This is a genomic window from Streptomyces sp. NPDC055632 (genome assembly GCF_053618675.1).
Genome location: NZ_JBSHHY010000033.1, coordinates 38,121 through 52,880, shown reverse-complemented (window position 1 = coordinate 52,880; position 14,760 = coordinate 38,121). Strand labels below are relative to the sequence as shown.

General features: G+C 71.9%; 14 protein-coding genes. 6 read left to right on the top strand and 8 right to left on the bottom strand.

Annotated features, from left to right (window positions below; translation table 11 throughout):
* Window positions 1-100 precede the first annotated feature (100 nt).
* The 4 genes from ACWGSR_RS30610 to ACWGSR_RS30595 all read left to right on the top strand — a co-directional run bounded on the left by ACWGSR_RS30610 (window position 101) and on the right by ACWGSR_RS30595 (window position 4,638).
* Window positions 101-352, top strand: a complete 252-nt coding sequence (locus ACWGSR_RS30610; RefSeq protein ID WP_376240561.1) for a GntR family transcriptional regulator — start codon at window positions 101-103, stop codon at window positions 350-352.
* Window positions 353-391: 39 nt separating this feature from the next.
* Window positions 392-844: a nucleoside deaminase gene (locus tag ACWGSR_RS30605; protein ID WP_453571339.1), complete on the top strand. Its 453-nt coding sequence runs from the start codon at window positions 392-394 to the stop codon at window positions 842-844.
* Between the two features lie 127 nt (window positions 845-971).
* A complete protein-coding gene (locus ACWGSR_RS30600; protein WP_453571267.1) occupies window positions 972-3,080 on the top strand; it encodes a hypothetical protein in 2,109 nt (702 codons plus the stop codon).
* A gap of 4 nt (window positions 3,081-3,084) precedes the next feature.
* Window positions 3,085-4,638, top strand: a complete 1,554-nt coding sequence (locus ACWGSR_RS30595) for a hypothetical protein (protein ID WP_453571265.1) — start codon at window positions 3,085-3,087, stop codon at window positions 4,636-4,638.
* Window positions 4,639-4,647: 9 nt separating this feature from the next.
* Here the strand turns inward: ACWGSR_RS30595 and ACWGSR_RS30590 are convergent, their stop codons facing one another.
* The 8 genes from ACWGSR_RS30590 to hemL form a co-directional block, all read right to left on the bottom strand.
* Window positions 4,648-5,187 carry an SRPBCC domain-containing protein gene (locus ACWGSR_RS30590; protein WP_376240569.1) on the bottom strand — a complete coding sequence of 180 codons (540 nt, stop codon included), beginning with the start codon at window positions 5,185-5,187 and terminating at the stop codon, window positions 4,648-4,650.
* Window positions 5,188-5,238: 51 nt separating this feature from the next.
* The gene (ccsB, locus tag ACWGSR_RS30585; RefSeq protein ID WP_376240571.1) at window positions 5,239-6,324 is read right to left on the bottom strand and encodes a c-type cytochrome biogenesis protein CcsB; all 1,086 of its coding nucleotides are present in this window, start codon (window positions 6,322-6,324) and stop codon (window positions 5,239-5,241) included.
* Window positions 6,321-8,069, bottom strand: a complete 1,749-nt coding sequence (gene resB, locus ACWGSR_RS30580) for a cytochrome c biogenesis protein ResB (RefSeq protein ID WP_453571261.1) — start codon at window positions 8,067-8,069, stop codon at window positions 6,321-6,323. Before resB ends, ccsB begins: the two co-directional genes overlap by 4 nt.
* A 6-nt stretch (window positions 8,070-8,075) precedes the next feature.
* Complete coding sequence (locus tag ACWGSR_RS30575) at window positions 8,076-8,813, bottom strand: cytochrome c biogenesis CcdA family protein (protein ID WP_376240577.1); 738 nt, start codon at window positions 8,811-8,813, stop codon at window positions 8,076-8,078.
* A gap of 4 nt (window positions 8,814-8,817) precedes the next feature.
* Window positions 8,818-9,417 (bottom strand): TlpA family protein disulfide reductase, encoded by a 600-nt coding sequence (locus tag ACWGSR_RS30570; protein WP_453571258.1) that lies wholly within the window; start codon window positions 9,415-9,417, stop codon window positions 8,818-8,820.
* Window positions 9,418-9,522: 105 nt separating this feature from the next.
* Window positions 9,523-10,791 carry a hypothetical protein gene (locus ACWGSR_RS30565; protein WP_453571256.1) on the bottom strand — a complete coding sequence of 423 codons (1,269 nt, stop codon included), beginning with the start codon at window positions 10,789-10,791 and terminating at the stop codon, window positions 9,523-9,525.
* Window positions 10,792-11,070: 279 nt separating this feature from the next.
* Window positions 11,071-11,718 carry a histidine phosphatase family protein gene (locus ACWGSR_RS30560; RefSeq protein WP_376240629.1) on the bottom strand — a complete coding sequence of 216 codons (648 nt, stop codon included), beginning with the start codon at window positions 11,716-11,718 and terminating at the stop codon, window positions 11,071-11,073.
* A gap of 110 nt (window positions 11,719-11,828) precedes the next feature.
* Complete coding sequence (hemL, locus tag ACWGSR_RS30555; RefSeq protein WP_453571253.1) at window positions 11,829-13,136, bottom strand: glutamate-1-semialdehyde 2,1-aminomutase; 1,308 nt, start codon at window positions 13,134-13,136, stop codon at window positions 11,829-11,831.
* Window positions 13,137-13,405: 269 nt separating this feature from the next.
* Between hemL and ACWGSR_RS30550 the strand changes: the two genes are divergently transcribed.
* Window positions 13,406-14,014 carry a hypothetical protein gene (locus ACWGSR_RS30550; RefSeq protein WP_376240588.1) on the top strand — a complete coding sequence of 203 codons (609 nt, stop codon included), beginning with the start codon at window positions 13,406-13,408 and terminating at the stop codon, window positions 14,012-14,014.
* Between the two features lie 329 nt (window positions 14,015-14,343).
* Entirely contained in the window at window positions 14,344-14,760 is a 417-nt protein-coding gene (locus tag ACWGSR_RS30545) for a MerR family transcriptional regulator (protein ID WP_453571336.1), read from the top strand.

The following is a 14,760-nucleotide window of genomic DNA, read 5'->3' as shown; positions in this document are numbered from 1 at the left end:
GTCTTGCGTGGAAAACCGTAAGGCGTGATGCACTGTGATGCATCACGATGTAGCTAGAGCCACCCCAACGTGTATTTGTATGACTATCTACTGTTGAACTATGAGCCTTGATCCGAAGTCGGCCCGCCCGCTGTACATGCAGTTGGCCGACGTGGTCGCAGCCAAGATCTCCTCCGGAGAGTTCGCCCCCGACCGGATGATCCCCACGCCGGGCCGCCTCTCCGAGGAGTACGGCATCGCCGTGCTGACGGCCCGCCGGGCCATGCGCGAACTCCGCGAACGCGGACTGATCGTCACCGTGCCCGGCAAGGGCTCCTACGTCCTGCCGAGCGGTCCTCCGGCCGACGCGTGACCTCCCAGCCCCACCGGGAAAGAATCCGCCATGGACCCCATGGACAAGGACCAGGCCCGCTCATGGCTCGCCACCGCCCTCGACGAGGCCCGCGCCGGCCTTCGTGAGGGCGGGATCCCGATCGGGGCCGCCCTCTACGGGGCCGACGGCGCCCTCCTCGGGCGCGGGCACAACCGGCGGGTGCAGGACGGGGACCCGTCCGCGCACGCGGAGACCGCCGCGTTCCGGGCCGCCGGGCGGCAGCGCTCGTACCGGGGGACGACCATGGTCACCACCCTCTCGCCCTGCTGGTACTGCTCCGGTCTCGTCCGGCAGTTCGGGATCTCGCGCGTCGTCGTCGGCGAGGCCGAGACCTTCCGCGGCGGGCACGACTGGCTGGCCGGGCACGGCGTCGAGGTCGTCGTGCTCGACGATCCCGAATGCATGGCGCTCATGCGGGAGTTCATCGCCACACGTCCCGAGCTGTGGAACGAGGACATCGGGGAGGAGTGAGGGCCCGCCCCCAAACCCCCACTTCCGCCACAGACCCGCAACGCCCTCACAATAGACTCGAAAAGTCGACCGCTTTCCCAACACACCGTCGATATCCTTGTGTTGACTGTTACGGGGGTGGCGGGGCTTGGACAGGGAGCTGTACGGCCGCGAAGCGGCCCTGGACGACGGCGGGCTTGTCGCGCGGCTCTGCGGGCTCACCCGGCACGGGGTCTCGCGGGTGGCGTACGAGCACGGGGACGATCCGCCGGTCACCGTCTTCACCGGCGGGCGCGGGACCGGGAAGACCGCGCTGCTCAAGGAGGTCCGGAACCGGTACCGGGGGTACACCCCGCTCGCGCTGCTCGACTGCGCCCACGTCGAGCCGCCCGCCGACCACGGCCCCGGCTGGACCCCGCTCACCGGGGCGCTGTCCGAGCTGGCCGTGCAGTTCTCGCCCAAGGTGCCCGGGGCCGCGCCCGTGCGGTTCCCCCGGCTCTCGCTCGGGCTCGTGGCCGTCGCCGCGATCGGCTGGTCCCGGGAGGACGACGAGCGGGCCCGGCGCGACCTCCAGCGGCTCGGGCCGCTCCTCGCGACCGTCGACCCGACCCGCGGCGCCGCCGCCCACTGGGTCGGCAAGGTCCTCGCCAAGCTCGCCGCCACCTTCGCGGAGACCGCCGCCCCGCTCGCCGGGGTGCTCGCCGAGGCGACCGTGGAGACCGTCATCGAGGAGGTCTTCGGGCGGCTCCAGCGGTCCGCCGAGGGGTGGTACGGCGGATACCGCAATGCCGGAGGGCGGGGGAAGGCGGGGCTCCAGCAGCTCGCCAACGACTTCGAGCAGGGCGGTCGGCGCCGCGGCGAGGCCGAGGCCTTCCTCGTCGGGGCGCTCACCGAGGACCTCCTCCACGCCTACACCGGCTTCCGGCGCGGCAGCCGCATCGGCCGGCCCCTGCTCCTCCTCGACAACGCCCACGAGCCGCTCGGCCGGCAGCTCGTCGAACCGATTCTGCGCGCCCGCTCCGCCGAGGGGCGCCGCGACCGGCTCGTCGTCCTGGCCGCCTCCCGGGTCCGCGACCACGAGGCGCTGCGCCAGGCCACCCGGCTCCGGCTCCCCGAGACCGCGCACCGGGCGCCCTGCCCGCGCGGGGCGAGCGTCGGCTCCGGCATCCTCGTCGTCGAGCTGACCCCGCTCTCCCCCGCCCAGACCCGCGGCGCCTTCGACCGCTACGACCCGGCGGGCCGCACCCCCGCCGAACTCTCCCCCGCCGTCCACCGGCTGACCGGCGGCCGCCCCCTGGGCGTGGTGCTCCTCGGCCGGGCCGCCGGGGAGGCCCCCGCCCGCCTGAAGCCCGACCTCACCCCGGGCCGGCTGCTCGACCTGACGGTGGAGCTGCGCGAGGACTCCCCGTCGGTGCCCGTCGCCCCCGCCCTGCTCGCCGAGCTGTTACCGGTGCCCCGGCTCGGCCCGTACGCCGTGCTCGCCGCCGCCCACGACGAGGAGTCCGCCCGGGTCCTGGCCCACGCCCGGCTCCCCTCCGAGTCCCGCGACGGCGACGTGGCGCTGCGCGTCCGCGACCGGCTGCGCGCCGAGGACTGGGCCGCGTCCGCGCCCGGCACCCGGCACTTCGTCGCCGACCCGCTGCTGCGCGCCCTGCTCCTGCACCGGCTGCGCTTCGAGGACGGCGACCACCCGCGCTACGCCGCCTGGCACGCCGTCCACGAGACCCTGCGCCGGCACTACGGGCCCGAGCCCGGCCCGTACCGGCTCCACCACGACCTCGCGCTCGGCCGCACCGAGGACGCCGTCACCCATCTGCGGGCCACCTTCGCCGAGCCGGACGTCCTCGGCTGGCTCGGGCGGCTGCGGTTCGTCGCCTCCGCCCCGTACCCGCGCGAGCGCGACGCGACCGGGCCCGATCCGCGCCGGGCCGTCGCCCTCGGCCAGGCCCCGGCGGGAGGCCGGGCCCCGGCGGGAGGCTCCGACCCGGCCGCCGAGCCCCCCGCCGGGCTCGGCGCCGACGCCGTCGAGCTGCACCTCGCCCTGCGGCGCCTGCTGCACGCCGTATGGCTGCTCACCGATCCGCTCGCACTGCCCGACGACGAGGTCGCCGACCGGCTCTCGTACGAGCTGCGCCGGCTCTCCGGCCGCCATCTGTCGGGCAGCGGTTCGCTCTGGGACGCGGCCACCCACTGGCCGCGCGACATCCGCGCCCGGCGGGAGCCCTCGCTGCCGCCGGGCCGCGAGGACGGAGTCTGACGCCATGCCCGACCGCGTGACCGACCGCCCCTTCGACCGGCTCCGCCGCCGCGTCCGCACCCCCCGCCAGAAGCTCGTCGCCTTCCTCGTCACCGCCGCCGTCGTCCTCGGCCTCGGCGGATACGGCGTCGTCCGCCTCACCACCCCGGAGGACCGTTCCTGCGCGGCGGGCGTCGAGCGGCCCGCCGGCAGCGAGGAGTGCGTCGGCGTCAACGGCGACGGCCATGACTTCGGCATCGGCGAACTGGCCGAGATCGCCGGCGCCATCGGCGCCGAGAACGCCACGCTCAAGCCCGACGACCACGTCACCGTCGCCCTGCTGCTGCCGCTGACCTCCACCGACGGCGGCATGCGGATCAAGATGCTGAACGAGCTGCGGGGCGCCCACGCCCACCAGTACCGCGCCAACCACGAGTCCAACGAGGAGCTGCCCAAGATCCGGCTCGTCCTCGCCAACACCGGCAAGGGCAACGCCCACTGGCGCCCCACCGTCGACCGGCTGATCGCCATGAAGGACTCCGCCGACCGGCTCCGGGCCGTCTCCGGCGTCGCCACCTCCTCCACCGAGGTACGGGAGGCGGTGACCGCCCTCACCGGGGCCGGGATCGCCGTCGTCGGCACCACCATCACCGCCGACGACATCGCCAACGCGCCCGGCAACGAGCGCTATCCCGGTCTCGCCCGCGTCTCGCCCACCAACGGCGACGAGGCCAAGGCCCTCGCCCACTTCGGACGCGTGGACTCCGCCAAGGCGCTCCTCGTCCAGGACACCCGCAGCGGCGACCACTACACGGACACCCTGAAGGCCGCCTTCGCCGCCACCCTGAAGAACAGCCCGCACGCCCCCGAGCTGTTCACCTCGCCCGCCGACCCCAACGAGGAGGGCACCACCGCCAACACCTTCCGCCAGATCACCCATCTGATCTGCGACAGCCGCGCCGAGACCGTCTTCTTCGCGGGCCGCCACACCCAGCTCCGCCAGTTCATCAACGCGCTCGGGTCGCGCGGCTGCACCGACCGGGCCTTCACCGTCCTGACCGGGGACGAGGGCTCGTACCTGGGCGCGGACGCGAAGCTCGACCGGAAGGCGCTGAGGTCGAGGCTGACCGTGCGCTACGCGGCGCTCGCCCACCCGGACGCCTGGCTGCCGGCGGAGGGGCGGAAGGTCCCGGCCACGGGCGGCTCCACCAAGGCGTACGAGACCTTCCTGAAGGACTTCACGCGTGACCTGAAGGAGCCGCCGTCGCTCACGGACGGGCAGGCGATCGTCGCGTACGACGCGATGGCGACGGCCGTCCACGCGATCCGCCAGGCCACCCCGCAGGGGGCCCGCCACCCGGCGGCGGCCGACGTGGCCACCCAGTGGCCGCAGGTGAAGGGCTCGCTGCGGGTGGAGGGGGCGAGCGGCTGGATCTGCCTGGACAACTACGGCAACCCGTACAACAAGGCCGTGCCGATCGTGGAGCTGGCCCCGAACGGCTCGCAGCGCTTCGTGCAGATCGCCTGGCCGGAGGGACGCCCGCCGGAGTCGCCGTGCCTGCCGCCGAAGCGGGGGTGAGACGCGGGGCTACGGCTCCCACTTCGGCCAGCGCGCCGCGTCCCGCTCGTACAGCTCCCGCAGGTGCAGCCAGCGCTCGGACGTGCGCTCCCGCCAGTCGGCGGGACGGCCGTCCAGGGCGCGGGCGAGCCACTCGAAGTGGTCGTGCCAGGCGGCGAGCCGGTCGAGGCGGTGCTCCGGCGGGCCCCGCAGCTCGTTGGTGAAACGCAGCACGGTCGATCCGTCGCCGCCGGGTCCCGGGCCCGGCTCCAGGTGGAACCGGATCCGGCCGTGCGTCGGATCGACCGTGTACTCGGCCACGCTCTCGGGGTCCCAGGCGGTCACCCGCCCCGGGTCCTCGGTGTCGCCGCTGGTCAGCCGGTGGAGGACGACCCGGCCGCCGAGCCGGGGCTCCAGCGGGTCCGCCGTGCACAGCCAGCGCGCCAGGCCCTCGGGGGTGGTGACGGCCGTCCAGACCTCGGACGGCGGGTGCGGCAGCTCGACGGTGAAGCGCAGCACGTGCGTGTCGCCGTCGTGGGTCTCGCTCCTGCCCCGGGGTATCTCGCTCATGGTTCCAGCGTCACCCAGGGGCGGGCCCGGTGCCAGCCCGGAGGCCGGGCCTCAGACTCCGGCGTAGGAGTGCTTGCTGGTCACGAAGATGTTCACGCCGTAGTAGTTGAAGAGGAAACAGGCGAAGGCGATGAGCGCGATGTACGCCGCCTTCCGGCCCTTCCAGCCGGCCGTCGCGCGCGCGTGCAGGTACGCGGCGTACCCGACCCACGTGATGAAGGACCAGACCTCCTTGGCGTCCCAGCCCCAGTAGCGGCCCCACGCGTCGCCGGCCCAGATCGCGCCCGCGATGATCGTGAAGGTCCACAGCGGGAAGACCGCCGCGTTGACCCGGTAGGAGAACTTGTCGAGCGAGGCCGCGGCGGGCAGCCGCTCCAGGACCGAGCGGGCGAAGGCGCCGGGGTTCCCGCCGGTGGCGAGCTTGTTCTCGTACGAGTCGCGGAAGAGGTACAGCAGGGTGGCGACCGCGCCGAGGTAGAAGACCGCGCCGCAGAAGATCGCGGTGGAGACGTGGATCCACAGCCAGTACGAGTCGAGCGCGGGCACCAGCTGGTCGCTGGGGGTCTTCAGCCAGGTGGTGGCCATGCCCAGGTCGAGCAGGACCGTGGTGACGAGCGGCAGGCCGATCCAGCGCACGTTCTTCTTGGCGAGGAGGAAGCCGAGGTACGCGCCGACCGCCACCGTGGAGAAGGTGGTGGAGAACTCGTACATGTTGCCCCAGGGGGCCCGCTGCACGGAGAGCGCCCGGGTGACCACGCCCGACGCCTCGACCAGGAAGGCGAGGACGGTGAGCGAGACGGCGATCCGGCCGTACAGGTCGCCCTTGACCGTGCCGCCGGCCGCGCCGGGGCCGTCCGGCACGTCGCGGGTGCCGGCCGCGCTCCGGGTGACGACCTTCGGCCGGTCGAGCACGGCGGTGGAGCCGGCCTGCTTGACCTGGACGGTCACGGCGGCGGCGGTGGCGGCGCCGGTCCGCGGGGTGAGGGCGGCGGCGGTGCGGCCGACCTTGCTGCGGCTGCCGAAGACCCACTCGGCGATGTGGGCGAAGAAGGCCAGGGTGTAGACGGCCATCGAGGAGTAGATGAGCAGGTCGCTCATCCGCGCCAGGCTCTCGTCGGTCGTGGCGGCGAGGATCACTTGTCAGCCTCTCCAGAAGGGGCGGGGTCTTCCGCGGGTGCGTCCGCTGGTTCCGTGGTGGGCGGGGCCTGGTCCGTGAGCGCGACCGCCAGGTCGGCCAGCTCCTCGGGGAGCTTCGCGGACTCGCTGCGGCCGAGGCCGGCCATCTCGACGACGGTCACCCCGTCCTCGCCCCGTACGGCCCGGACCCAGACCCGGCGCCGCTGGATGAAGAGCGAGCCGGTCAGGCCCGCGATGGCGGCGAGGGCGCCCGCGAGGGCGAGGCCGTTGCCGGACTGCTGCGAGATCTGGAAGCTCGCCCACTCCTTGATGTCCTTCTCGAAGGTGATCGAGCCGGCACCGTCGGGGAGCGTCATGGTCTCGCCGGGCAGCAGGCGCTGGGCGAGCTTGTTGCCGGACGCGTCCGTGAACTGGGTCATCTTGGACTTGTCGAGCTGGTACACGTTCTGCGGGAGTCCGGAGTCCACGCGCAGGTCGCCGTGGTAGCCGGTGAGCGCCATGACGGGGAAGTCGAGCGCCGGGAACTGCGAGAACATCGTGCCCTGGCCGGCGCCCGCGAAGGTCGGCACGAAGAAGGCCTGGAAGCCGAGCTGCTGCTTCTTGCCGTCCTTGTCGCGGTAGCCGTCCATGACCTTGATCGCGCCGGTCGACGTGATGTTGTTGTCGATCGGCAGCAGCGGCACGGCGCCGTGGAAGACGGTCCTGCCGCGTCCGTCCTTGACGGTGACGACGGGCGCGTAGCCGTGGGCGATCAGGTAGACCTTGGAGTCGCCCACCTTCAGCGGCTCGTTGACCCGGATGATCCGCTTCCTGTCCGCGCCGCCCTCGGAGTAGGTGACGGCCGCCTCGAAGGTGCGCGGGGTGCCGCGCTGCGGGCCGCCCTCCTCGTACGTGCCGGTGAAGGAGTCCAGCTTGAAGCTGAACGGCACCAGCTCGTCGGTCCCGAACCAGGAGCCGGACTTGAAGTCGTCGTACTGGGTCAGCGTGTTGGAGAAGCCGTCGCCCTCGATGATCAGCTTGCCGCCCTCGGACTTGAAGAGGACGCCCCAGCCGAAGGCGACGAGCATCACGATCAGGGCGACGTGGAAGGCCAGGTTGCCGGCCTCGCGCAGGTAGCCCTTCTCGGCGGCGACCGCGTCGCCGACCCGGTGGACGCGGAAGCGGCGCTTCCCGAGGAGGGCGAGCGCGGCCTCCCGGGCCTCCTCGGGGTCGGCGCCGGTGCGCCAGGTGGCGTACGCGGGGAGCCGGTCGAGGCGGCGCGGGGCGCCCGGCGGACGGCCCCGGAGCTGGCCGACGAACTGCCAGGTGCGCGGGACGATGCAGCCGATGAGGGAGACGAACAGCAGGAGGTAGATCGCGGAGAACCACACCGAGCCGTAGACGTCGAAGAACTGGAGCTTCTCGTAGATCGGCGTGAGGGTGGGGTGCGCGGCCTTGAAGTCCTGCACCTTCATCTCGTCCGCGCTGGTCTGCGGGACGAGGGAGCCGGGGACGGCGCCGAGGGAGAGCAGCAGCAGCAGGAGCAGCGCGATCCGCATGGAGGTGAGCTGCCGCCAGAACCAGCGGAGCCAGCCGACGAACCCGAGGCCGGGGCCGCCGGTGACGGTCTCCTCGCGGTCCTCGGCGGGGGCGGTCGAGAGCTGGGCCCCGGCCGCACCGGCGGTCTCGTCCGTTCCGGTCGCTTTACCCGTCTCGTCCGTCTCGTCCGGGGCCGGGGTGTTCCCCGTCGCGTAGGTCTTGCTCATCGCTCCTCAGATCCCCACCGTGAAACCGTTGGACCAGCCCTGCATCGTGGCGACCATGCTGTCCCACGCCCCCGTGAGGAGCAGGACGCCGGTGACGATCATCATTCCGCCGCCGATCCGCATGACCCAGACGTAGTGCCGCTTGACCCAGTCGAACGCCCCCAGCGCCTTGCGGAAGGCGATGGCGGCGAGCACGAACGGTACGCCGAGACCGAGGCAGTACGCGAAGGCGAGCAGGGCGCCGCGCCCGGCGCTGGCCTGTTCCAGGGCGAGCGCGTTGACGGAGGCGAGGGTCGGGCCGATGCACGGGGTCCAGCCGATGCCGAAGAGCGCGCCGAGCAGCGGGGCGCCCACCAGGCCCGCGACGGGCTTGCGGTGGAAGCGGAACTCGCGCTGGGTGAGCCAGGGCATCAGACCGAGGAAGAACGCGCCCATGAGGACCATGAGCACGCCGAGGACCTTGCTGAGGGTCCCCCGGTACATCTGGAGGTTCTCGCCGAAGTAGCCGAAGAGGGCGCCGCCGGAGACGAACACGGCGGTGAAGCCGAGGACGAAGAGGACGGCGCCGGCGGTCATCCGGCCGCGGCGCTTCTCGGCGAGGTCGGTGCCGGTGACGCCGGTCACGTAGCTGAGGTAGCCGGGGACGAGCGGGAGGACGCACGGCGAGAAGAAGGAGACCAGGCCGCCGAGGACCGCGATGGGCAGGGCGAGCAGCAGGGCTCCGCTGGTGACCGTCTCGTTCACCGGCTCACTTCTCCTCGAGGAGCGGGTCGATCATCGAGCGGAGCTTCTTCTCGTCGAGGGCCAGGAGCGCGCGGGCGGCGATCCTGCCCTCCTTGTCGAGGACGACGGTGGAGGGGATGCCCTGGAGGCTGAGGGTGCCCTTGGGGAAGCCGAAGAGGATCAGCTTGCCGTCGGGGTCGTAGAGGCTCGGGTAGGGGACCTTGTAGTCCTCTTCGAAGGCGAGCGCCTGCTGCTTGTTGAAGTCGCGGGTGTTGAGGCCGACGAACTCGACCCCCTTGCCCTTGAGGTCGGCGGCGACCTTCGCGAAGTGGGGCGCCTCGGCGCGGCAGGGGCCGCACCAGGAGCCCCAGGCGTTGAGGACGACGACCTTGCCCTTGAGGTCGGCGACGTCGAGCGGCTTGCCGTCGACGGTCTCGCCGGCGAGCTTGCCCGGGGCCGCGCGCTGGCCCTTGGGGGCGGTGGAGATGCCGCCCTTGTTGGTCACGAAGTTGGTGCCGCCGCCACCGGTCGTGCCGCCGTCGCCGCCGCAGGCCGAGAGCACGAGGGCGGCGGACAGCACTCCGACGGCGAACAGGGTGCGTCGAGGGGCGCGGCTAAGGCTCATGTGAAAAGTTTCGCATGGGCGTTTGGGGGATCTTGGGCACCCCCCTACGTGCCCGTAAAGCACCTTGTCAAGGACGGCTAAGCGGGCGGGAACCCGGGGGAGTGATCAAGCGGCCTTGAAAAAGGCGTTCCAGCCGCCGGTGGGCTTCTCCCCCACGCCCAGGCCGCGCAGCTTCGCGAGAATCTTCGGGTCCTGGACGTCGAGCCAGTCCACGAACTGCCGGAAGGAGACGAGCCGGACGTCCTTCTTTCCGGCCATTCCCTTGAGCGCCTCTTCGACGGCGTCCATGTAGATCCCGCCGTTCCACTGCTCGAAGTGGTTGCCGACGAAGAAAGGCGCGCGATTCGTCTCGTACGCGCGCGTGAAGCCGGAGAGATACGCCTCGGCCGCCTGCTTGCGCCAGCCCGGGTAGCGCGAGGGCATGCCCTTCGTGCTGTTCTTCGACTGGTTGGCGAGCATGTTGTAGTCCATGGAGAGGACTTCGAAGGAGTGCCCGGGGAAGGGCACGGCCTGGAGCGGGAGGTCCCAGATCCCCAGGCGCTTGTCGGGCCAGGTCTGGCGGCCGCCGGGCGAGCTGGCGTCGTAGCGCCAGCCGAGCCGCTTGGCGGTGGGCAGCAGGTTGTCCTGGCCGAGGAGGCAGGGGGTGCGGCCGCCGACGAGCTCCTTGGAGTAGTCGAAGGGGAGCGGGTCGATCTCGGTCCAGCCGCTGTTGGTCTTCCACTCGGTGACGAACTTCACGGCCTGGTCGATCTCGCTCTGCCACTGGGCCGGGGTCCAGTGGCCGACGGAGCCGGAGCCGCCGCAGAAGTGCCCGTTGAAGTGGGTGCCGATCTCGTGGCCGTCGAGCCAGGCCTGCCGGACGTACTTCAGGGTGTCCTTGATGTGGTCGTCGCTGAGGTAACCGATGTCGGAGGCGCCGACGCGGTTGTTCGGCGGGCGGTAGAGGTTCTTCTTCGCCTCGGGCAGGAGGTAGATCCCGGAGAGGAAGAAGGTCATCGCCGCGTCGTGGTTCTTGGCCAGTTCGAGGAAGCGGGGGAAGAGCCCGTTGCCGACCTCGCCGGCGCCGTCCCAGGAGAAGACCACGAACTGCGGCGGGGTCTGGCCGGGTTCGAGCGGGACGGGGGCGTCGGGCTGGTGGGGCTGCTTGCCGGTGTCGGCGGTGGAGCCGTCGCCGATGAGCCGGACCGGGTCCTTGCTCGGGGTGGGGGTGCCCTGGTCCCCCGTGGCGTCACCGCCCTTGCCGGGCTTCTCGGGCCCGGGACGACCCGAATTGTCCTGGTTCGAGGTGCTACAGGCGGCGAGGCCCATCGCCGCGGCGGCCCCAACACCCGCCCCGAGGAGCCCCCTTCGTGTGATCCCGCTGATCTCGCGCATGTCGTCCCCATTCGCGCTGACGTATGAACTGAATGTCATCCAAACCGACAAACAGTGAGATGCGGGGAGGAACACGGGGGTTCCCGTTAAATAGAACAAAAATTTAAGGGCGTTCGGATGACATGAACATCATCCGAACGCCCTGCACCGTGATCCGTCAAGGCCGGCCCCGTCCGGCGGAAGGAACCGGCCTCCCGGACGGACCCGACCTGCCTGGCGGGCCCGACCTGCCGGACAGACCCGGCCTCTCGAAAGGATCCGGCCTGCCGGACGGGGCGGCTACGCCCCGAAGGCCTTCGACTTCCCCTTGACCGGCTTCGCGCCCGCGAGGAGGTGCGCCGGGACCAGGTCCCGGGCCGGCTCGCTGTACCCCACCGAGACGATCTTGTCGCCCCGGTACGTGAACGAGGTCAGCGACGCCAGCGTGCACTGCCGCCGCCGCGGGTCGTGCCACAGCCGCCGCTTCTCCACGAAGCTGCGGACGATCCAGATCGGGAGCTGGTGGCTGACGCAGACCGCCTCGTGGCCCCGGGCCGCGTCCTTCGCCGCGTCGAGCGCGCCCATCATCCGGACGACCTGCTCGACGTACGGCTCGCCCCAGGACGGCTGGAACGGGTTGGTCAGGTGCTTCCAGTTCGCCGGCTTGCGCAGCGCCCCGTCGCCGACGCCGAAGGTCTTGCCCTCGAAGACGTTCGCCGCCTCGATGAGACGCGGGTCACTCGCCAGGTCCAGGCCGTGCGACTTGGCGACCGGCGTCGCCGTCTCCTGCGCCCGCTCCAGCGGGGAGGCCACGACGTACGTGACGTCCCGGTCGGCCAGGTGCTCCGCGACCCGGTCCGCCATCTGCCGCCCCAGGTCGGAGAGGTGGTAGCCGGCGCGGCGCCCGTAGAGGACGCCGTCGGGGTTGTGCACCTCGCCGTGGCGCATCAGGTGGACGACGGTGATGTCGTCGTCGCCCACGGGCTTCTCGGCGTTCACCTCGTCCACGGTGCTCGTGCCGTCCACGGTGCTCACGTCGTCCACGCTGCTCACGTCGCTCATGCCGTCGCCTCCGCGGCGGCGCGCGCGGCGGCCGGCAGGGCGGCGGCGATCCGCTCGACCGCCCGCTCGTCGTGGGCGGTCGACACGAACCAGGACTCGAACGCGGACGGCGGCAGGTACACCCCGTCGGCCAGCATCGAGTGGAAGAAGGCGTTGAAGCGGAAGGCGTCCTGCTTCTTCGCGTCGTCGTAGTTCCGCACCTCGTCGGAGGTGAAGAACACCGAGAACATGTTGGAGGCGGTCTGCAGCCGGTGCGCCACGCCCTCCTTGGCCAGGGCGTCCGCGACCAGGCCGCGGATCTCCGCCGAGACCGCGTCCACCTTCGCGTACGCGGCGTCGTCGAGCAGCCGCAGCTGCGCGAGTCCGGCGGCGGTCGCGACCGGGTTCCCGGAGAGCGTGCCCGCCTGGTAGACCGGGCCCGCCGGGGCCAGGTGCCCCATGACGTCGGCGCGGCCGCCGAACGCGGCGGCCGGGAAGCCGCCGCCCATGACCTTGCCGAAGGTCAGCAGGTCGGGCTTGACGCCGTCGACGCCGTACCAGCCGGCCTTCGAGGTGCGGAAACCGGTCATCACCTCGTCGGAGATGTACAGCGCGCCGTTCTCCCGGCACAGGTCCGCCAGGCCCTGGTTGAAGCCCTCGGCCGGCGGGACGACGCCCATGTTGCCCGGCGAGGCCTCGGTGATGACGCAGGCGATCTCGCCCGGGTTCGCGGCGAACGCGGTCTGCACCGCCTCCAGGTCGTTGTAGGGCAGCACGATCGTGTCACCGGCCTGCGCGCCGGTCACGCCGGGCGTGTCCGGCAGCGCGAAGGTGGCGAGGCCGGAGCCGGCCGCGGCGAGCAGCGCGTCCACGTGGCCGTGGTAGCAGCCCGCGAACTTGACGACCTTCGCGCGTCCGGTGAACCCGCGGGCCAGCCGGATCGCGGACATCGTCGCCTCGGTGCCCGAGGAGACCAGGCGCACCTGCTCGACCGGCTCCACGCGCGCGACGATCTCCTCGGCGAGCGCCACCTCGCCCTCGCCGGGGGTGCCGAACGAGGTGCCGCGGGCCACCGCGGCCTGCACGGCGGCGGTGACCTCCGGGTGCGCGTGGCCGAGGATCATCGGTCCCCACGAGCAGACCAGGTCGACGTACTCCCGTCCGTCCGCGTCGGTGAGGTACGGACCGGAACCGGACACCATGAACCGGGGCGTTCCGCCCACGGCCCGGAAGGCACGCACCGGTGAGTTCACGCCGCCGGGCGTCACGAGGGAAGCGCGGTCGAAAAGCGTCTGTGAGACTGGGGCTTCGTATGAATACGGCACTGTGATCCTGACCTGCGAGAACGACTTAGGGCACGACATCGGGAACGGAGGGACGGCGTGGACATCCTGTGCATTACGCCGGGGCGTACGGCCTCCGCGTCTGCGAAACTGGGGCGTCATAGGGATGGCTCACGGAATCCATGGTGTCAGAGGCCACGGCGTTCTCGCGGACGGGTGTTTCACCGTACGAGCGCGGGGGAGGTCACTGTCACGATGATCGGGTCGCGCGGCGGGGTCGTGTTGCCGAAAAAAAGCAGTCGGGTGGAGATATGCATCGCGGTGGCGGACCGGGCGAGGGGACGGACGACCTGGGTCCGGAGTCTGCCCGGCGGGGAAGGCACCGGCGCCGGCGGACCGAGGACCCGATCCCGGACGCACCGGGAAAGCAGGGTCCGCCGGACGCCCGGGAAGAACCGGCCGCCGGTGGCGGGAGGGGCCGGTTGGGGGTGACGTACAAGTACTTCGGCGCGCCCGACGGCGCCACGGCGGCCCGCGTGCCGATCTCGATGCGTCCCGAGGAGCTCGGCGGCGACGAGCTCGGCATGGGCGGCATGTTCACCAAGATCAAGCCGGAGACCATAGCGGCCATGGTCCTCACCGGCATCCAGGGCATGCCCCTGTACAAGGTGCCCCCGCTGGAGCTGGTGGTCCTGCACCCCGACTACGCGGTGGTGAAGCTGCCGATGACCGTCGTCGACCCGCTGCGCGCGATCGGCGAGGAGTCGGTCGGCGCCGCCGCCTTCATCTGGTCCACGGTCCCGGACCGCGGCGGCCCGCGCGACGCCTTCGACGTCTACCAGCTGCTCCACGAGTGGCAGGACTTCTCGGTACGCCTCCACGAGGCGGGCCACCAGCCGTACTGCCTGGTGTGGCCGTGAGAACGCGCTGACGCGCCGACCCGCTGACGCACCGACCCGCCGGTGGATCGCACGGGGCCTTCGACCGGGCCCCGGCTCACGCATGCCGTCTCCTCCTCGCCGCCCCTTCTCGCCGTCCCTCCTCCGTGGCGGACGGCCTACGAACGTGGCGGACGGCCTACGAACAGGCGTTTCGCCGCACTTCCGGCTTCCATAAGTGCTGAAATTAGGACGAATGGTATGGAATGCGCGGAAGCCGCGCTCTGTGGGAGTGCCCCGCGCCCCGGGGAAGTGCCCGTACCGGGGAAGTGCCTGTACGAGGAGGGACCTGACGCGTGAGCGGAGTACGAATGTCCGGCGAACCCATGCAGATCGGCGAGGTCGCCGCACGGACCGAACTGTCCCTGCGCACCATCCGGCAGTACGAGGACAGCGGCCTGGTCGTCCCCTCGGCGGCCTCCCCCGGCGGCTTCCCCCTCTACACGGACGAGGACGTCGCCCGGCTCATGGTGGTCCGCCGGATGAAGCCGCTCGGCTTCACCCTGGACGAGACCCGCGAACTCCTCACCGCCGTGGACCGGCTGGCCGCCGACCGCCCGGGCACGGACACGGAGCTCGACCCGGGCGACCGGGCCGCGCTCGTGTCCCGCGTCCGCCGCTACGAGCAGGCCGCCGCCGAGTGCGTCGCCGACCTGCGGACGCAGCTCGCCCGCGCGGAGGAGTTCGTCCAGTCCCTCCGCTCCCGCCTCTCGGCGGTTCCGGCCTGA